This is a genomic window from Streptomyces sp. NPDC058741, assembly GCF_042746715.1.
Taxonomy (GTDB): Bacteria; Actinomycetota; Actinomycetes; order Streptomycetales; family Streptomycetaceae; genus Streptomyces.
In genome coordinates this window covers 48033-68200 of sequence record NZ_JBHYQH010000030.1, presented here as the reverse complement: position 1 = coordinate 68200, position 20168 = coordinate 48033, and the positions used below count along the sequence as shown (strand labels likewise).

Here is a 20168-nt window from a genome sequence, read left to right as displayed (position 1 = left end):
TTGTTCCTTGGTTGAACGGTGGGATATGCCCTGGGGTGGCCACCGGGCGCGGCCACCCCAGGGGCAGGTCAGTCGTGGCGGGGACCCTGACCGGGAGGCGGGGTGAGGGTGGAGCGGTAGGTACCGGACTCGCCCTCGGTGAGCGGGTACTCCAGGGTCAGACCGGCGGCGGCCATGCGATCGTACTCGGCGAGGATCAAGTTCTTGGTGCGATATTCGCCGTACTTCTCCTCGTCTTTGCGCTTGATAATCGGGAAGGTGTCGAGGATGTACGACACGTCGGCGCGGTTGATTCCGTAGAGGTGGAAGAAGAGGGCGTCGAGTTCGGCGCGGATTACTGTGCGACGGTCATTTTCCCAGCGGAAGGGGGCGCCGGTGTCGCCGAGATCCAAAGCGAACGCGGTCATGTCGTAGGTGGTGTAAATGAGTTCCAGGATCCGGGGAGTCAGACTTCGGGCGTGCAAGGCCAGCTGCTCACGGCTGAGGAACGGGAGCTGCTCGAAATAGAAGAAATTCAAGTTGGTTCCGCCGAGCTTCTGCCTGAGGATGAAGTCCAACAGCAGGGCGGTGCTGTTGCTGTACAGCAAGCCGGATGGCGCTTCTTTGCTGGGCAGCAAAGCGGTTCCAGAGTTGCCGAGCCCTCCCTTCGGGGTTATGAACGTGATGCAAGTTCGCTCATCCGTTGCCCGACAGACCATACGGAACCCTAGGATCCAGTCTTTGTTCCACCCTTTGCTCGCGAGACGGGAGGTGACACCCGCTTCTTTTATCTCTTGACCGTTTTTGTTGAATTTCCCAGTGGGGAGGTCGCTCTCCGGAACCCAATAGCGTGGCAAGGGGGCGACGGTAGCAGCCTGCTTTTCAATGAGGCTGAGGTATCGAACAGATCCATCTTCTGTGTAGGTGGCCCAGCGGTGGTCATAGTGGTGCATCATTTTCGCTTCGTAAAGCGGGAGCAGGCGATCCTCGCCGCGTACCAAGATGTTGCCATCAAGGTGCCAGCCGTCCTTCAGGAGGTCATCGAACGTTTCGTCGTTCTGGACGTCGGGGCGGAAGAGGTGAGAGTCGTTCGACATGTCAAACATGCGCGTGAACGAGACGCCCCATGGGTTGCCGCCGGTACCCTTTGCCTCGTCGACGAGGACGGGCACGCGGCGGTATACACCGAGCGTGATCTCGGCATCCCGACGTGAGCGGAAGACCGGGCAGGTTCCGGTGTTTGGGTTGAGGAGCGTGATCTCTTCCGGCGTGAGTAGGAAAATCTTCTCGGGGTCGTTCAGATCGGCCGGATCGTGGAGGAAAAAGCCGAACCGGGCAGCGTGCGCAGGAAGGCTGGGGCCGGTCAACGAAAGGACGCAGAACTTGAATGACCTGTGTACGCCAGGGAAGATAGGCGCTGCGTTCTCGAAGTCGAAAAGCGCAGTCAGCGACTTGTGTTCGACCAGGTCCTTGAAGAAGAATTGGGTCGTTGCATCGGTCGCGATCCCGGTCGGGGCGATCACGCCAGTCCGCCCCCATGGTCCTGTCAGAACACGGTCCGTCTCTGCAAAGACCGCGTACGTATTGATGTCTCCGCGACCCGTCAGCGGGAAGCGGTTGCTGAGGCGGAGGAAGTGGCTCTCCCCTTCCGCGCGGCGTTTGGCGGCCTCGAACTCGGTGTATAGGCGGGCACCGTCGGGATCATTGCGCAGATCAGCGATGAGGCGTTTGCGGGCGGCGGCAGTCTTGGCCTCCGTGATTCGCGGGTCGCGTTGCGCAAAGAACTCCAACTCCTGGAGTTTGACTCGTTCCCACGGCGGATTCCCCACCACCCCATCGAATCCGCCGGTCCAACCTGTTTCCTGCTGAACGCCAATTCCCGACTCGGGGACAGAGAAGACCTCCGGGAACTCCAGGTGCCAGTGGAAGAAGTGGTACTGGTCTCGCAGCTTCAGGATCTCGGCGTGGGTGGTGTCCGGTACGGTGGACTGGTTGCGGCTGCGCAGCGTGCGGAACACCTGGTCGGTCGGGGCCTCGGGCGCTCCGTCATGCTTGGGCCAGACGAACGCGGCGCACCAGGCGTCGGCGGCGTGCAGGTCCTGGACGTACGTCGTGGACTTGACGTATGCGCGGTACGCGGACTCCTGTGCTCGTACCTGCTCCAAGGAGTCAGCCGGGGCGGCGGTGATCCGGGCGAGTTCGGCGGCGTACTGGTCGTTGCCAGGCAGCACCTCCGTGTCGAAGGTCAGCTCGTCCTGGCCGCCACGCTGAACCTTGTTCCGCTTGACCAGCCCGGCCGCGTACTTCTTGTCGTCGCCCTCGATGGGCTTGAAGGCGTCGTCCGGAACCCCCTCCGCCAGCAGCTTCGGCGTCGCACCGATCAGCCCGTTGCCATGCTTGACGTGGGCGTCGAGGAAGCCGAGCGGCTTACCCGGCTCCAGCGCCTCCAGCCACAGCGAGACCTTCGCCAGCTCTACGGCCATCGGGTTGAGGTCTACGCCGTAGATGCAGCGCGCGACGACCTCGTGCAGCGCATGCCGCACCGCGTCGACCGTAGGCTCCGGGTTGCGCTCACGCACCGACGCCACCCGCTTGGCGATACGCCGGGCCGAGGCGACGAGGAAGTGCCCGGAACCGCAAGCCGGGTCGCAGACCGTCAGGGAGAGCAGCTCGTCGACGATGTCGTCGGTCGGGTCGGGACGGCTCGCCGCCGTGGCCCGCTGCTCGCCGCGCTTGACGGCGTCGTCGATGACTGGGTCGAGCGTTGTGTCCAGCAGGCACTCGATGAGCGAGGACGGGGTGTAGTAACTGCCCGTGGTCTTACGACTGTTACCCGCGACCTCGATCAGCTCGAAGGACCGGTCCGTCGCCGAGTGCTTCGGCTCCAGCTCCAGCAGCGACTCGTAGACCGAGCCCAGCTCCTCCGCGTCCAGGTGCCGGTAGTCGACCGCACGCCACCGCCGCGCGCCCGGATCCCGCACCTGCGCAAGGTGCCGCACAGCAGCCAGCAAAGACTCGTTGGACAGCTTCAGCCCGTCCAGCGGCGCGTCGGCCTCCGTGTGCGTGAACAGGCCACCGAGACCGGGCAGCCCCAGCTCAGGCCGGCCCCCCTCGTTGCCCAGCGCGTCGAGAACGATCCGCAGCGCCTCGTACTGGTCACCATGAGCCGTCCCCTGCCGCCGACGGGCTCGCTCCCGCAGTCGCGCCGACGAGAAGTACCGCCCGTACGCCTCCCGCTGCCTCTCACCCGCGTTCGGGTCGAGCAGGGCGTCCCGGTCCTCGGCCACGAAGACGAACAACAGCCGGTACACCAGCCGTAGCAGTGCATCCCGCAGCGCCTTCGGGTCCACGTCCTCCCGCAGCCGGACGTTCTCCGGATGCCGCAGGAACCCGGTCCCGAGCACGGTCAGCGCGTTCTGCACCCCCAGCCGCAGCTGGTCCAGCGCCCGCGCCCCCGACGTGACGGCCTCCGCACGCCACTTCTCCAGCCAGCACCCAGCCGGCGCAGCCCCCTCCGGCACCGCGAACCGCGACGCGTGCAGCACGCAGTACAGCAGCACGAACTCGCTGAACAGCTCCCCGTCGAAGATCGCCTCAAGGTCGAACTCGACGTAGGCCGCCGTAGCGAAGGACGACGAGTCCCGCAGTAGCCGCAACCGGCGCCCGTTGGTGAGCACCGCCCACAGGTGGGCCTCGGTGCGGTTCAGGCAGTCCTGGAGCATCGACTGCGCCGGAACCTGACCGGCCGCCGGACGCTTGTCCAACTCCTGGTTCCACGGCACCAGATGCACCAGCGCCGGCCCATGCCGATGCGACACGGGGAACCGCTTCTCCGAATCGGAGTCGGCCCAAACACCCCCCGCCCCGACCTCCGTCAGCGCACCGAAGTCCAGCTTGCGGAACAACTGGGCAAGCCAGTCGGAGCCGGCGCGGCCCGTCGGGTCGGCGGAGGGCGCGCCCGTGATCGGGTCGGAGGGCAGCGCGGCGCGCAGGTCGCGCCACAGCGGCTTGAGGTACTCCCAGGCACGCTCGGCCTCGTCCCGGACGGGCACGGACGCGGGCAGGCCGTAGTCGGCGGGCTTGGTGCCCGGCAGGTTCCGCGCCTCGGCGATGCGCAGCAGCATGTCGGCGGGGAGGAGTCCGCCGACCGTGGTGACGGCGGTGAAGGCCAGGGCGGTGCGGGTGGCGGCGGCGGACATCAGGCTTCGGCTCCGGGGACGGTGGTGGCGAGCGCTGCGGGCTGCGGCGGCACGTAGACGTACACGCCGAGCACGTCGGCGGGTTCCTGCGGGACGACCTTCAGGCCGCGGACGATCTCCTCGTTGGCCTTGCGCACCCTGCGGTGCGAGGCGTCGAGTTCGGAGGCCAGGTGGGTGCCGTACTCGGTGAGGTGGTCGGCGAGGTCGGGCAGGCCGTCCAGCGCACGGGTGATGGCGTTGCGGGCGGCCAGCTCGTGGGTGTTGGCGGTGGCGCGGGCCCCCAGCAGCGCGGCGGCCGCGTCGTCGTCCAGCCAGCGGGCACGCTGCGGCAGACCCTCGTAGGCCAGCAGCCGCGCGTCCTCGGCGACCACCTGCCGCTCGCCCGTGCGGGACGGCAGGGTGAGGTGGAAGCGGTAGCGGACCAGCAGCAGCGTGGTGCGCACGCTCACCGCGTCCGTCGTCACCACACCGCAGCGGCGGGCCGGGCGCGGACCCAGCGCCTTCGCGTCGAGCGCCGAGTCCAGGACGTACGAGGCCACGGCCCCGATCGCCGGGTCGGTGCGGACGAGGGCGGCCTCGCCGCGCCCGATCGCCGGCGTCGTGCGGAACGGGATCTCGCGGTCCTCCTCGACCAGCCGGTTGCCCAGCGTGGCCGCGAGCGCGTCGCGCAGCCCCGCCGGGGTGCCGCCGACCTGCGCGGTGAAGTCACCCGTGCCGTCGCGCGGATCGCGGACCAGCGCGTCCAGGTCCCGCAGCGCCTCCAGCGCGAACTCGCGCACCTCCTCCGCACCGCCGAGCGCGGCCCGTACGGCGGCGACCTCGCGGGCGACCTCCTCCGGGTGGATGGCCCGCTGCGCGTACTTGGAGCGGGAGGTCTTCTCCCGCTCGGCGGCCGAGCTCCACTCCCGCTCGATGCGGTCGAAGGACTCCTGGTGACCGTCCATCTCGAACAGGCTCTCCTGGCTGCCCTGCCGCCCGTGCAGCAGCAGCCACTCCACCACGGCGTCCGTGACGCCGCTCGCGGTCTCGTCGGGTACGGAGACGGAGATGCCGAGGTCCTTCTTGATCTGGCGGTGCTTCTTGAACAGCACCTCCAGGACCTTGCCGTCGATGCCGTTGTCCTCGCCGTACATCGTGATGACGCGGACCTGGTCGCGCTTCTGGCCGTAGCGGTCGACGCGGCCCTCGCGCTGGTCGTGGCGGGTGGGGTTCCAGGCCAGGTCGTAGTGGACGACGGCGTCGAAGTGGTGCTGGAGGTTGACGCCCTCGGACAGGCAGTCGGTGGCGATCAGCACGCGGCGCACGGCCGGGTCGTCGCCCGCCTCGGCGGCCTCGGCGGCGAGCTGCTCGATCCGCTCCAGGCGCTGCTGCGGGGAGAGCGTGCCGGTCACGGCGGCGATCTTCGTCTTCTTGCCGAGCTTGCCGTCCAGCTGCTCGGCGAGGTAGTCGGCGGTGGGGATGTAGCGGCAGAAGACGATCGGGTGGTACCCCTCGGCGATCAGCCCCTTCAGGTGCCGGGTCAGCGCCTTCAGCTTCGCGTCCTCCGCCGGGCCCACCAACTGCTCAGCGCGCTGGGCGAGTTCGAGCAGGCGGGCGCCCGCGTCCTCCGACTCGGCGGCGCCGGGCGCGACGTCCATTCCCTCCAGGCGGTCGTTGTCGGCGGAGTCGGCGGCCACCGGGGCGCCCAGCACGTCCGCCTCCTGCGCGGTGCGGGCGGTGGCGGACTCGGAGCGCGTCTTCAGGGTCTGCGCGGCGGCGGCCGGGGAGGACACCATGGAACGCAGCAGCGCGATCACCGACCACCAGGCGATCCTGGCCTCCCGCTTGCCCTGCTCGCCGGCCGCCTCGACGCGGTCGCGGGCGTAGGCGATCGCGTCGTCCAGCAGCGCCCGGTAGGCCGGGGTCAGCTTGTAGGGCTCGTCCTTCGTCCAGCGGTCGGACGGGAACGCGGTCCGCTCCGCCAGCGAGTCGTCGGCGAGGCCGTCCTCCTTGGTGAGGTAGTCGCGCACGTCGGCGCGCTTGCGGGCCACGAAGTGCTCGGCAAGCCTTGCTCGCCCCACCGGCGTCTCCAGGTCCAGCGTCGCCAGCTCCGGCCGCACCAGGCCGAGCAGGTTGCGGAACGCGGACTCCTTGCCGGAGTGCGGGGTGGCGGTCAGCAGCAGCAGGTGGCGGTCGGCGTCGGCGGAGACCTTCCGCAGCAGTTCGTAGCGGAGCTGGTTCGTCGCGGAGGACGCGCCGCCCTGCGCGGGGTCGTCGGCGGCCACGCAGGTGTGCGCCTCGTCGACGATCACCAGGTCGGGGCAGTGCTTGACGAAGTCCTCACGGTGGCGGGTCGACTTGATGAAGTCCGTTGAGATGATCGTGAACGGGTGCCGGTCGAACAGCGACTGGCCCAGCTCCAGGTTCCGCTCCAGGCGCGACACCGTGGACGCCAGCACCAGCTCCGCGTCGATGCCGAACTTCTCCCGCAGCTCGCCCTGCCACTGCTCGGCCAGCGCCGGGGAGCACAGCACGGCCAGCCGGGTCGCCTCGCCCTGCGCCAGCAGCTCCTTGGCGATCAGGCCCGCCTCGACCGTCTTGCCGATGCCGACGTCGTCCGAGATCAGCAGCCGCACCGTGCGCTGCCGCAGCGCCATCAGCAGCGGCACAAGCTGGTAGGCGCGGGGCTCGACGGCGATCGACGCCAGCGAACGGAACGGGCCCGCGCCGGACCGGAACCCGATGCGCAGCGCCGTGCGCAGCAGACCGGCGGCGCGCTGGTCGCCCAGGTCGTCCGGGCTCGGCGCGGCGAACTCGGCGGGACGCACCTCCTCGAACGTGGGGAAGACGGCCGCGATGTCGTCCTCGCTCCCGCCCAGCGGGCGCAGCACCAGCATGTCGGGGGCGCTCTCGGGCAGCACCACCCATTCCCGGCCACGGGCGGCGACCAGCGAGCCGGCTGTGTACGTGGGGCTCATGAGATGTCTCAGTTCCTAGGAAGTCGGTATGTCGAGGAGTCGGGGGTGCGCGGGGCGGTCAGCGAAGCTGGAAGTAGCCGGCGTGGTGCTCGACGACGGCGTCCCAGTCCGCGTCCGCCGGGAAGCGCACGACGTCCCAGCCGGCCTCCTCCAGGCGGTAGCCGGCCTCCACGTCACGACTGGAGTCGGCCGGCCGGCCGGGGACGTCGACGAACACGGCGAGGCTGACGCCGTCCAGGCGGAAGACCAGGTCGGGGCGGGCCGCCGCCGTGCCGACGAGGACGTCGACCTCGTCCGGCAGCCGGTAGCCCTTCGCCCTCAGCCAGCCCAGCAGGTCGCCCCGCGCGACGAGGGCCGCCAGGTCCGTCTCCACCGGGGTCGGCGCGGACGCCGGAGCACCCCCGGGCGCGGCGCTCGCACCGCCGGCCGCCGCCGGGGCGAGCCTGCGGAACGCCTCGCTGCGGGACCCCCCGCGGTCCTCCCGCTCGGTGCGGGCGCCCGCCAGGCGCAGCAGCAGCGGGCGGGCGGTGTGCCGGCTCAGCTGACGGTGGTTCCCTTGGTTGGCGTACGTCAGCAGGCAGGTGTAGCAGCCGCGGGCGCACTTCTCGTGCTCCGTCGGCCCGCCCAGGTCCTCGCCCGTGTCCGGGTCGAAGTGGCAGATCTCCAGCGCCGTGCGGGCGGCTGTTGCGAGGGCGTCCCTGTCGTGCTGGATGCGGCGCAGCACACCCGCGCCGCCCTCCGCGGCCTCGGTGAACAGCAGGCGGCGGCGCGGGCCGTCGTCCGGGGGCAGCAGCTCCGCCGTCAGCTCGGAGTCCTCCAGCTCGAACGCCGCCTCGATACCCCGCTCCAGCGCGTACAGGAACGACAGGGCGACCGGCTCGGGCTGCGGCTCGTCCAGCGTCACCACGAGGATGTTGCGGCGGTCCTCCACGTACGGCAGGACCCGCTTCTTGCGGCGCTTCTCGTTGCCGTCCTCGTCGACCACCGGCATGCCGGTGCCCTCGATGGCGTCCGCGGCGGCCCGGTCGTTGAGCCAGCGGCCGTCGCCCAGGTCCAGCCAGTAGCCGTCCGGCTCGCCCTCCTTGTCGCGGACCCGGCCCAGGTTGGTGATGCGGACGGTCGCCGAGTCGCCGTAGTCCAGGTCCAGGACGGGCGCGCCGTCCGCGTCGCCGACGTGCGAGGTGAGGCGTCCTTTGCGGGCGCCGTGGTCCTGGAACGCGTACGACGTCTCCAGGCGGAAACCGGCCCGGCGGCGCTCCTCCTCGTCGGAGGAGATCCGCTCGCGCGGCGTGGTGTACACGGTGTGCAGGTGGAGCAGGCCGGTGCGCTTGCCGCGCAGCGGCTCGCCGCACATCGCGCACAGGTCGGAGCCGGCCTTGACGTCGTGGTGGTAGCCGCAGCCGTCGCAGCGCCGGGCCTCCGCCGTCGCCAGGTCGCCCGAGGCGTCCGGCGGCAGCTGGACCCGTGTGACCTGGTAGCGGGCGCCCTCGTGGTAGATGAGCGCGCCGGGGCCGAACTCGCGGATCGCGAGGAACCGGGGACGCTGGAGGTAGTCGCCGTCGGCGTTGCGGCGGTTGCCGGAGCGCGGGATGTACGCGGCCAGCGGCAGCCGCGGGAAGCTGTATCCGGGCAGGAACCCCTCGGACGCCAGGTAGCGGTACGGGTTGAAGTCGCTCATCACCGACTTGCTGTCGGTGGAGCGATTCAGCAGCAGGTTCGTCTGCGTCTCCGCCTCCCGGCGGCGGGTGCGCGCCCGGCTCTGCTCACCGGGGGAGAGGGTGTGGTCGACGACCCGCTTGTTCTGCTCGTACTGGTCGATGACGGCCGCCCGGAACAGGTCCCGCCACCGGTCGAAGGCGGCGTCGAACTTCTCCGGGGCCCGCTCGATCCGGTCCTCGATCCACTCGTCGTACCACCAGGTCGTCGCCTCGAAGTCCGCGATCAGCGGGGCGAGGACCGTGCGGGCGGCAGCGACCGCACGGCGGCGGGTCCCCTCGTCCAGGGACAGGTCGCGGACGTCGCCCAGCAGCGGCAGCGGCATGTGAGGATCGGGGCGGTCGCCGCCATCGGGGTCGTAGGCGACGTCGACGACGTCCGGGATCGCGGTGCCCAGCTTCATGCCGGTCTCCGCCAGCCAGATGCCCTGGATGTGCGAGCGGACCAGGTCCTCGTTGGCGAGGTCCAAACGCGGCGGGGCCACCTGCCCCGACACCATGTCCTGGGAACGCCGGAAGTAGTACTGGTCGTGGCTGTTGCCCGTCGCGCAGTAAGTGGTCACCAGCGCGGGCTGACCCGATCGGCCCGCCCGGCCCGAGCGCTGCGCGTAGTTCGCCGGGGTCGGCGGCACGTTGCGCATCATCACCGCGTTGAGCGAGGAGATGTCCACGCCCAGCTCCATCGTCGGCGAGCAGTACAGCAGGGGCAGTTCGGCGTCGCGGAACTGCCTCTCGCGCTCCAGCCGGTCCTCGGGCGTGACCTGCGCGGTGTGCTCCCGCGCGAACAGGCCGGCCAGCTCGGCCGCCGCCGTGCGGTACAGGTCTCGGAAGAACGGGTTGACGCGTGGTCCCTCTCCGCTGCTGTAGGTGCGCGCCAGCGGGTCGACGGCGCCCCGCTCGCCGTCACCGGCCCGCCAGACGAGGGCGGCGGCCGACACCCGGTAGCCGGTGCGCTTCTCCGACGCGCGGCGGCGGAAGGCCGGACCGGAGCGCTCGGGAACCGCCTCCACCTCGCGCACCAGCTCCGCGTCCCGCAGCACCTTCAGCAGGTCCTCGATGACGCCCTGGACGTCGTCCAGGGAAGCGGAGGCCTCGCGCAGTTCCGGCATGTTGCGCCGCAGGTACTTGCCGAACTTGCCGCGCGCCGAGAGGAACAGCGCGGAGCGCTCCATGCCCGGCCGCGAGCCGTACGGATAGGCGGTGCCGACGGAAGGCTGGTCGGAGTCGCCCAGCACCCACGGCCCGGTCAGCCGCTCCTCGCTCGCACGCTGCAGGGTGTCGAAGTCGTCGCGGAAGTACTGCACGTCGATGGCGAGTTCACGCCGCATGTAGTCGAGCAGCGTACGGCTGATCTCCTCACGCAGCGCCGGGTCGGCGTCGCGCAGCACGGCGTGCGAGGACTGCCAGCGGTCGGGCCGGGCGGCGATCCAGTCCAGGTCCTCGTAGTCGATCCGCAGCAGACCCGTCTGCTCCAGGTTCGGCATCGTAATGCGCCAGCCGCGCTCAAGGTCGCGGTAGAGGCGGTATCCGACGACGTCCCGGAAGACCTTCGCCGCCCGTCGCTCCATGGACGGCGGCAGGTTCGTGCCCGCCGCGTACTCATGGGGCCGGAGCCCCATCACCTCGGTGACGGCCTCGGCGAGGTCGTCGTGGTGCAGCCCTTCGTCACCCGCCCGCACCGCGGCCTGGTACAGCGCGCCGCGCAACTGGGTGACCTGGGCGAAGTCGTTGAAGTGTCCGGCCTGCAGCGAGGCGTCCTGCCGGTTGTCGACGAAGGTGAGGAGCTTGCGCGCCTCCTTGCCCAGGCTCTCCTCGGGCACCGCCCGCAGGGACTTCACGATGGACGCGGAGATCAGCGAGGTCGCCGAGGAGCGCCCCTCCTGGTCCAGGGTGGCCAGCTTGGCGAAGTCCCGGCCGCGCGTCTGCTCGTAAGAGACCTGGCAGTGCACGCAGAACAGGAACGGCGCCGGCACGAACGCCGCCACCAGGCCGCCCTCGCCCGACTCGTCACCGCGTGTGTCCACGACGACGCGCTTGGGCACGCGCGGCCTGTAGGACTTCTTGACGACCATCACGCCCTGCGCGTCCGGCTCCAGCCACGACTCCGGCAGCCGCCGGTCGTCCACGGCCTTCTGCGGGTCGGCAGGCCACTCGTAGTCCTGCCCGGGCATGCCCAGGTACAGGTAGCCCTCGCCCTCGCGGCCCCCGGAGGCGGAGGTGTCCCGGCGCGGCTCGTAACGGAACGCGCCGCCGTCCTCGGTACGCCAGACGGTCAGGTACTCCTGGCCGCACTCGCGGCAGAACGCCAGCGGGAACAGCGGCTTGCCGTCGCTGCCCGGCTGCTCCAGCTGGTAGGTGCGGGTCAACGGCCGGGTGAGTGGATCCTCCAGTGTCGTGTAGACGGTGTCGCCCTTGGAGAGGAACTGGTGCAGCCGGAACGCGAACAGAGGCCGCTCCGTCACCGGGTGCTTGGCCTGCGCGCCCGCCTCCAGGGTCGTCCGGATCGCCTCGCGCACGCTCTCCTCGGCCACCCCGGACGCGGCGGCCAGCTCGGCCGCCGCCTCCTCGACGGTGCCCGGGGCGCGGCGGCGCAGCCGCCCCGTGCCCTCCTCGCGCTCCAGCCCGAACCGCGACTCCACCCAGCGGGCGAGGGGATCCTTCGTCAGCGCCTCGTACGCGCGCGGCGCCGCCGGCACCCGCAGCCGCTCGGCGGGCACGCGCTCGGGGGCTTCCTCCGTCGCCCGGACCAGGGTCTCGCCGATGACCCGCTCCGGCAGCACCGTCGTGCCGAACAGACGCCCGGCGACCTTGGCGACCTCGCGCCGCTGGTCCTCCCAGGAGCCTTCGGTGGACATCGTCGCCGAGGTGCCGATGCACTGCAGGGACGCCGACGCCCGGCAGGCCTCACGGACCCGGCGGATCAGGAACGCCACGTCGGCGCCCTGCCGGCCCCGGTAGGTGTGCAGCTCGTCGAAGACGAGGAACTGCAGCCCCTCGGCCATGCGGATCAGGCTGGACCGGTCGTCCGGCCGGGTCAGCATCAGTTCCAGCATCACGTAGTTGGTCAGCAGGATGTCCGGGGGGTTCTTGCGCAGTTCACGGCGCTCCTCGGTGGACTCCTGGCCCGTGTAGCGGGCGAAGGTGACCGGTTCGCGGCCCTTCCCGAAGCCGTGACGCAGGTACTTCTCCAGCTCTCCGAGCTGCGAGTTGGCCAGCGCGTTCATCGGGTAGACGACGATCGCCCGCACTCGGCCGCCGGCGCCCGGGCCCGCGGCCTGACGCTCCTTCAGTACCCGGTCCACGATCGGCACGATGTACGACAGCGACTTGCCGGAACCGGTACCGGTGGTCAGGACGTAGGAGTCGCCCGCCTGCGCGGCCTCGATCGCCTGCCGCTGGTGGAGGTGGAAGGTCAGCGGCCGGCCGTCCGGGCGCGGCGAGGTCTCCTTCTTCCCCGCCTGGAAGATCTCCGCGCACCTGGGGTGCAGCACCGCGTCCCGCACGAGGTCGGTGACCTGGCCGCCGTCCGCGAAGAACGGGTTCAGCGACAGCCACGGGTCGGGCCACTGCGACTTCGCCTTCAGGTCGTCCGCGACGAAGCCCTCGATCCGGGCGTCCCGGATCACCGTCCCGCTCCTGGTGAAGCTCTCGTATTCGGCGATCAGGTCGGCGTGGATACCGAAGACGTCCATCGCCTCGGGCAGGCGCGGCTCCCGGCGTGGCACAGGCGCGGACGCGGCGGGGGTTCGCTCGGGGAGCAGGGCGCGCAACCGCGCTACCGGGTCCATCGCCTGCCAGTGCGGAGCCAGCAGGGCGGCCGTGGCGTCCGGCGCGAGCGCGAGGGGGACCAGCACCTCGCGGACCAGGGCGGCGTTCTCCGGCCGCAGTTCGGCGTCCTTCTCCAGGAGGCGCTCCACCAGCCGGACCAGCCCGGCGGGCAGGTCCGGGCGCACCAGGGTCAGCTGCGGCGGCCGCTCGTGCAGGTGCTGTTCGGAGAGCTCGTAGTGGGTGCGGGCGGAGAACGGCGGTCGGCCTATCAGCAGTTCGTACAGGATGCAGCCGAGCGCGTAGAGGTCGGCCGGGGCGGAGACCCGCTCGGCGCGGAACTGCTCGGGTGCCATGTAGCGGGCCGTGCCGAGGCTGACGCCCGTGCTGGTCAGCCGCGTCTGGTCGGGGTCCTCGACGATCGAGCCCATGCCGAAGTCGAGGATCTTGACGGTGCCGTCCCCGGTCAGCATCACGTTGGCCGGCTTCAGGTCGCGGTGGACGACCCCGGCGGTATGCGCGGCGGTGAGCCCGGCGGCGATCTGCGCCCCGATCGCGGCGGCCCAGGAGACCGGGAGCTGGGGCTCCTCGTCGATGAGGTCCGCGAGCGGATGACCGTCCAGCAGCTCCATGGCCAGGTAGGGCAGACCGCTGCCGCCCGGGGCGTCGTCCACGCCGCCGTCGATCAGCAGGGTGAGGTTCGGGTGGCCCTGGGAGAGCATCCGCATGATCCGCACCTCGCGGCGGAAGCGGTCGACCTCCTTGCCGGGCCCCGAGGTGTCGACCGCGATCCCGGTCCGGCCACGCAGCACCGTCTTGACGGCGACCTGGCGGTGCGGGGAGTCCGGGCCGGCCTCGAGGTCCTCGGCCCGGTGCACCTCCCCCATGTTCCCGCGCCCCAAGGCCCCCGTGATCCGGAACCGTCCGCCGACTGTCTCCAGCCCCACTTACCCCTCCCCGCTCCACCCGTCACAGACAAGGTGGGTACACCCGTAGGAAGCGTATACCGTCACCCGGTGACGAGCATCACACCTTCCTGTTGACGTTGTCAACGGATGGGTGGGGTGCCGGGGCAGGCGGACAGCGCGACGTCCCGCTCTCGGCGGCAGGGCATTTCCGCGATCCCGCACAGGTGCCGAGGTGATTGCCCAACCTCTTTGAGTCGATGGCGGGTCAGATATCCCGGAAGATCTCGATCTGCGCCCCGATGGAGTTCAGCCGCTCCGCCAGGTCCTCGTACCCCCGGTTGATGACGTACACGTTGCGCAGCACCGACGTGCCCTCCGCCGCCATCATCGCCAGCAGGACGACCACCGCGGGGCGCAGGGCCGGCGGGCACATCATCTCGGCGGCGCGCCAGCGGGTGGGGCCCTCGACCAGGACGCGGTGCGGGTCGAGGAGTTGGAGGCGGCCGCCGAGGCGGTTGAGGTCGGTCAGGTAGATCGCGCGGTTGTCGTAGACCCAGTCGTGGATGAGGGTCTGGCCCTGCGCGACCGCCGCGATGGCCGCGAAGAACGGGACGTTGTCGATGTTCAGGCCGGGGAACGGCATGGGGTGGATCTTGTCGATCGGCGCCTCCAGCTTGGAGGGCCGGACGGTGAGGTCCACCAGCCGGGTGCGGCCGTTGTCGGCGAAGTACTCCGGCGTGCGGTCGTGGTCGAGGCCCATCTCCTCCAGGACCGCCAGCTCGATCTCCAGGAACTCGATCGGGACGCGGCGGACCGTCAGCTGCGACTCCGTCACGACGGCGGCGGCCACCAGGCTCATCGCCTCGACCGGGTCCTCGGAGGGGGAGTAGTCCACGTCGGTGTCGATGGTGGGCACGCCGTGCACGGTGAGCGTGGTGGTGCCGATGCCGTCGACCTTGACGCCGAGGGCCTCCAGGAAGAAGCACAGGTCCTGGACCATGTAGTTGGAGGAGGCGTTGCGGATGACGGTGATGCCGTCGTGCCGGGCGGCGGCCAGCAGCGCGTTCTCGGTGACGGTGTCGCCGCGCTCGGTCAGGACGATCGGGCGGTCGGGGCTGGCCGAGCGGTCCACGCGGGCGTGGTACTGGCCCTCGGTGGCGGCGACGTCCAGGCCGAAGCGGCGCAGCGCGATCATGTGCGGCTCGATCGTGCGCGTGCCGAGGTCGCAGCCGCCGGCGTAGGGCAGCTTGAAGTGGTCCAGGCGGTGCAGCAGCGGGCCGAGGAACATGATGATCGAGCGCGTGCGGCGGGCCGCGTCCGCGTCGATCGACGCGAGGTCCAGCTCGGCCGGCGGCACGATCTCCAGGTCGACGCCGTCGTTGATCCACCGGGTGCGCACGCCGATGGAGCCCAGGACCTCCAGGAGGCGGTACACCTCCTCGATGCGGGCGACGCGGCGCAGCACTGTGCGCCCCTGGTTGAGCAGGGAGGCGCACAGCAGCGCCACGCACGCGTTCTTGCTCGTCTTGACGTCGATGGCACCGGACAGCCGGCGGCCGCCGACCACCCGCAGATGCATCGGACCGGCGTAGCCGAGGGAGACGATCTCGCTGTCGAGGGCTTCCCCGATGCGCGCGATCATCTCAAGGCTGATGTTCTGGTTGCCGCGCTCGATCCGGTTGACGGCGCTCTGGCTGGTGCCGAGCGCCTCGGCCAGCTGCGACTGGGTCCAGCCCCGGTGCTGCCGGGCGTCGCGGATGAGCTTGCCGATGCGTACGAGGTAGTCGTCTGCCATGCGCATGAGGTTATCTCACATATGAGATGACATCCGGTCGGGGGGGCCGGTCGGGTGACGTCCCGCCAAGCCCGCCCGGCCGCCTCAGTGCCGCTTGGCGTCGGTCGTGCGCCGCCATCCGAAGGGACCGGGCAGGTCCATCGACGTCGTACGGCGTCCCGTGCTGCTGCGGGTGTACCGCGGGCCGTTCTTCCCGCCGCCGGTGGTGATGGACCAGGAGCGCTTGTTGATGTTCAGTCGCACCCCCGGAAGGATCCGGAAACTCTTGCGGAATGTGAGCGGCATGCCCGTGTCCCCTCTCCGTTCGTGGCGTCGTTACGTGGTGCGGATGCCCCGGACAGAGGTGTACATGACCGCTTCGTGGACGCCGGGGCATGACCATCCGGCCCTGGTGTACTAGAGTTATCTCGACATCGAGATATCTACCGAGGAGCACCGCAGCCGCACGCCGTCATCGAGTCCGGCGGTAAGGGTTACCTAACTTAGCCTTACCTTAGCGGATCGGCCCAGATGCCGTGGCGGCAGGATCGTGGTGGTACGCGCACATCAATGAAGGAGACTGTCGTGTCGGCGAACAGCTTCGACGCCCGCAGCACGCTGCAGGTGGGCGACGAGTCGTACGAGATCTTCCGGCTGGACAAGGTGGAGGGCGCGGCCCGCCTTCCGTACAGCCTCAAGGTCCTGCTGGAGAACCTGCTCCGCACCGAGGACGGCGCGAACATCACCGCCGACCACATCCGTGCCCTCGGCGGGTGGGACTCGCAGGCCCAGCCCAGCCAGGAGATCCAGTTCACGCCGGCCCGCGTGATCATGCAGGACTTCACCGGCGTGCCCTGTGTCGTGGACCTCGCGACCATGCGTGAGGCCGTGAAGGAGCTGGGCGGCGACCCGGCCAAGATCAACCCGCTGGCCCCGGCCGAGCTGGTCATCGACCACTCCGTCATCGCCGACAAGTTCGGCACCAACGACGCCTTCAAGCAGAACGTCGACCTGGAGTACGGCCGCAACAAGGAGCGCTACCAGTTCCTGCGCTGGGGCCAGACCGCCTTCGACGAGTTCAAGGTCGTCCCGCCCGGCACCGGCATCGTCCACCAGGTGAACATCGAGCACCTGGCCCGTGTCGTGATGGTCCGCGACGGCAAGGCCTACCCGGACACCCTGGTCGGCACCGACTCGCACACCACCATGGTCAACGGCCTGGGCGTCCTCGGCTGGGGCGTCGGCGGCATCGAGGCCGAGGCCGCCATGCTCGGCCAGCCGGTCTCCATGCTGATCCCGCGCGTCGTCGGCTTCAAGCTGACCGGCGAGCTGCAGCCCGGCACCACCGCCACCGACCTGGTGCTCACCATCACCGAGATGCTGCGCGAGCACGGCGTCGTCGGCAAGTTCGTCGAGTTCTACGGCGAGGGCGTGGCCGCGACCTCCCTGGCCAACCGCGCCACCATCGGCAACATGTCGCCGGAGTTCGGCTCCACCGCCGCGATCTTCCCGATCGACGACGAGACCATCAGCTACATGCGGCTCACCGGCCGCAGCGAGCAGCAGCTCGCCCTGGTCGAGGCCTACGCCAAGGAGCAGGGCCTCTGGCTGGACCCGAAGGCCGAGCCGGACTTCTCCGAGAAGCTGGAGCTCGACCTGTCCACGGTCGTCCCCTCCATCGCCGGCCCGAAGCGCCCGCAGGACCGCATCGTCCTCGCCGAGGCCGCCCAGCAGTTCGCGAAGGACGTCCTCAACTACGTCGACGCGCACGTCGCCCAGCAGCCCGGCGCCGCCGCCTCCCCGGTGGACGAGGCGAGCGCCGAGTCCTTCCCGGCCTCCGACGCCCCGGCCTACGGCAGCCAGGAGAACGGCGCCGGCGCGCCGCAGCACGCCGACGGCACCGGTGCCGCCGTCCCGTCGAACCCGGTCACCGTCACCGCCCCCGACGGCTCGACCTACGAGATCGACCACGGCGCGGTGACGGTCGCGGCCATCACCTCCTGCACCAACACCTCCAACCCGTACGTCATGGTCGCCGCCGCCCTGGTGGCCAAGAAGGCGGTGGAGAAGGGCCTGACCCGCAAGCCGTGGGTCAAGACCACCCTCGCCCCGGGCTCCAAGGTCGTCACCGACTACTTCGACAAGGCGGGCCTGACCCCGTACCTCGACAAGGTCGGCTTCAACCTCGTCGGCTACGGCTGCACCACCTGCATCGGCAACTCCGGCCCGCTGCCGGAGGAGGTCTCCCAGGCCGTCAACGACCACGACCTCGCCGTCACCTCGGTCCTCTCCGGCAACCGGAACTTCGAGGGCCGGATCAACCCCGACGTCAAGATGAACTACCTGGCGTCCCCGCCGCTGGTCGTCGCCTACGCCCTCGCCGGGTCCATGAAGGTGGACATCACCAAGGACGCCCTGGGCACCGACCAGGACGGCAACCCGGTCTTCCTGAAGGACATCTGGCCCTCCGAGGCCGAGGTCAACGACGTCGTCGCCAACGCCATCGGCGAGGACATGTTCGCCAAGTCCTACAGCGACGTCTTCGCCGGTGACGCCCAGTGGCAGGCGCTGCCGATCCCGACCGGCAACACCTTCGAGTGGGACGCCGAGTCCACCTACGTGCGCAAGCCCCCGTACTTCGAGGGCATGACGATGGAGACCACCCCGGTCTCCGACATCTCCGGCGCGCGCGTGCTCGCCAAGCTGGGCGACTCGGTCACCACCGACCACATCTCCCCGGCCGGTGCCATCAAGGCCGACACCCCGGCCGGCCAGTACCTCACCGAGCACGGTGTGGAGCGTCGTGACTTCAACTCCTACGGCTCGCGCCGTGGCAACCACGAGGTCATGATCCGCGGCACGTTCGCCAACATCCGCCTGCGCAACCAGATCGCGCCGGGCACCGAGGGCGGCTACACCCGCGACTTCACCCAGGACGGCGGCCCCGTCTCCTTCATCTACGACGCCTCGCAGAACTACCAGGCCGCCGGCATCCCGCTGGTCGTCCTGGCCGGCAAGGAGTACGGCTCCGGCTCGTCCCGCGACTGGGCGGCCAAGGGCACCGCGCTCCTCGGCGTCAAGGCCGTCATCGCCGAGTCCTACGAGCGCATCCATCGCTCGAACCTCATCGGCATGGGCGTCCTCCCGCTGCAGTTCCCGGATGGCCAGTCGGCCGAGTCCCTCGGCCTGACCGGTGAGGAGACCTTCTCCATCTCGGGCGTCACCGAGCTGAACGACGGCACCACCCCGCGCACGGTGAAGGTCACCACCGGCACCGGCGTCGAGTTCGACGCGGTCGTCCGCATCGACACCCCGGGTGAGGCGGACTACTACCGCAACGGCGGCATCATGCAGTACGTGCTGCGCAGCCTGATCCGCAAGTAGGCGCAGCGGCAGGCAGGTTCGAGGGCCGCGTTCCCGGGCGACCGGGGGCGCGGCCCGCGCCGTTCGCCGGGGCGGTCCCCCTCACCCGCCCCGGTACTCGGCCGCTGCCGCCTGTGCCAGGTCCTGCGCCTTGTCCAGCGCCGTGTCCACCGACTGCTGCCCCGCGATGGCCGCGGCGATCTGCTCGGAGACCGCCGTGCCGAGGGCGGCGAACTCGGGGATGCCCAGGAAGCTGATGCCGGTGTAGGGGCGGGGGCCGACGCCGGGGTTCTTCGGGTCGGCGGAGTCCGTCGCCGCCGTGTACTCCTGCCGGTACCAGGCGCGGGCGGCCTGCTGGTACTCGGGGTTGGCGTACAGCGACCTGCGGTTGCCGGCGGGGGCCGACGTCCAGCCCAGCTCGCGGCCCACCTGCTCCTGGTACTCCTTGGAGGAGGCCCAGGAGATGAACTTCCAGGCGTCGTCCTTCCTGTCCGAGGCCTGCTGGACGCCCCACGCCCAGGTCCACAGCCAGCCGGCCTGCTCGGTGCGCTCGTGCGGGGCGGGGACGTAGCCCACCCTGCCCTTGACCGAGGAGCCGTCGGCCTCGACGGACGAGGCCAGTGACGTGGCGTCGTACATCATGGCGCACTTGCCCGCCACGAAGCTCTCCAGGATCTCCATCACGCCCATCCGGGCGGCGCCGGGCTGGCCGTGCGAGCGCAGCAGGTCGACGTAGAAGCGGACGGCCTCCTTGAACTCCGGTGACGTCAGGCGGGCGTTCCACTTCATGTCGTACCAGGAGCCGCCGAAGGTGTTGACGACGGTGTTGATCGGGGCGAGGTTCTGGCCCCAGCCGGGCAGGCCGCGCAGGCAGATGCCGCTCGCGCCGTCGATGCCGTCGGCCCGGGCGGCGAGGTCGGCGACCTGCTTCCAGGTCGGCTTGGCCGGCATGGTCAGGTGGCCCTTGCGGAACAGGTCCTTGCGGTACATCAGGAAGGAACCCTCGCCGTAGAAGGGCTCGGCGTAGAGCTTGCCGTCCTCGCCGGTCAGCGACTCCACGAGGTGGGGGAAGACGTCGTCCTGGTGGAAGTGCCCGTCCGCCTTCACATAGCGGTCCAGCGGGGCGAGCCAGCCCTTCTCCGAGTAGATGGGCGCCTCGTACGCGCTGATGCTCGCCACGTCGTAGTTCCCCGCCTGGGTCGCGAACTCGCTGTTCATGCGGTCGCGCGCCTCGTTCTCCGGAAGCAGCGTGTAGTCGACGGTGATGCCCGTCTGCGCGGTGAAGTGCTCCTTGGTGAGCTTCTTGAGCGTCTTCATCTGGGGCGCGTCCATGGCGAGCACCTTGAGATCGCCCCGCTCCTCACCGCGCGGCGCGTCGGTGCCGCCGCACCCGGCGACGGCGAGGCCCGCCGCGACCGTGACGGCCACGGCCGCCGTGCCGGGGCGGCTCCGTTTCATGGAGCCGTGCCGCGTACCCACCCTTGGCATTTTTTAGACATATCTGGTCA

At 70.2% G+C, this 20168-nt stretch carries 7 protein-coding genes; 1 reads left to right on the top strand and 6 read right to left on the bottom strand.

Translation table 11 applies throughout. The annotated features are described in order from the left end of the window. Window positions 1–68: 68 nt before the first annotated feature. The 5 genes from ACFW6P_RS22680 to ACFW6P_RS22660 form a co-directional block, all read right to left on the bottom strand. A complete protein-coding gene (locus tag ACFW6P_RS22680; protein ID WP_386424478.1) occupies window positions 69–4178 on the bottom strand; it encodes an Eco57I restriction-modification methylase domain-containing protein in 4110 nt (1369 codons plus the stop codon). Continuing rightward, window positions 4178–7135: a DEAD/DEAH box helicase gene (locus tag ACFW6P_RS22675; RefSeq protein WP_386424475.1), complete on the bottom strand. Its 2958-nt coding sequence runs from the start codon at window positions 7133–7135 to the stop codon at window positions 4178–4180. The genes ACFW6P_RS22680 and ACFW6P_RS22675 overlap by 1 nt, the downstream gene beginning before the upstream one ends. Before the next feature lie 58 nt (window positions 7136–7193). Further along, window positions 7194–13562, bottom strand: a complete 6369-nt coding sequence (locus ACFW6P_RS22670) for a protein kinase (protein WP_386424472.1) — start codon at window positions 13560–13562, stop codon at window positions 7194–7196. A gap of 226 nt (window positions 13563–13788) precedes the next feature. Next, window positions 13789–15318, bottom strand: a complete 1530-nt coding sequence (locus tag ACFW6P_RS22665; RefSeq protein ID WP_386347629.1) for a helix-turn-helix domain-containing protein — start codon at window positions 15316–15318, stop codon at window positions 13789–13791. Window positions 15319–15402: 84 nt separating this feature from the next. Beyond that, window positions 15403–15603 carry a DUF4236 domain-containing protein gene (locus ACFW6P_RS22660; protein WP_386347632.1) on the bottom strand — a complete coding sequence of 67 codons (201 nt, stop codon included), beginning with the start codon at window positions 15601–15603 and terminating at the stop codon, window positions 15403–15405. A gap of 264 nt (window positions 15604–15867) precedes the next feature. Between ACFW6P_RS22660 and ACFW6P_RS22655 the strand changes: the two genes are divergently transcribed. Then, on the top strand, window positions 15868–18681 hold the full coding sequence (locus ACFW6P_RS22655) for an aconitate hydratase (protein ID WP_386347634.1): 2814 nt from the start codon (window positions 15868–15870) through the stop codon (window positions 18679–18681). 81 nt (window positions 18682–18762) lie between these two features. On the opposite strand, the gene ACFW6P_RS22650 is transcribed toward ACFW6P_RS22655, so the two are convergent. Next, complete coding sequence (locus ACFW6P_RS22650; RefSeq protein WP_386424469.1) at window positions 18763–20118, bottom strand: ABC transporter substrate-binding protein; 1356 nt, start codon at window positions 20116–20118, stop codon at window positions 18763–18765. Between the last annotated feature and the right edge of the window lie 50 nt (window positions 20119–20168).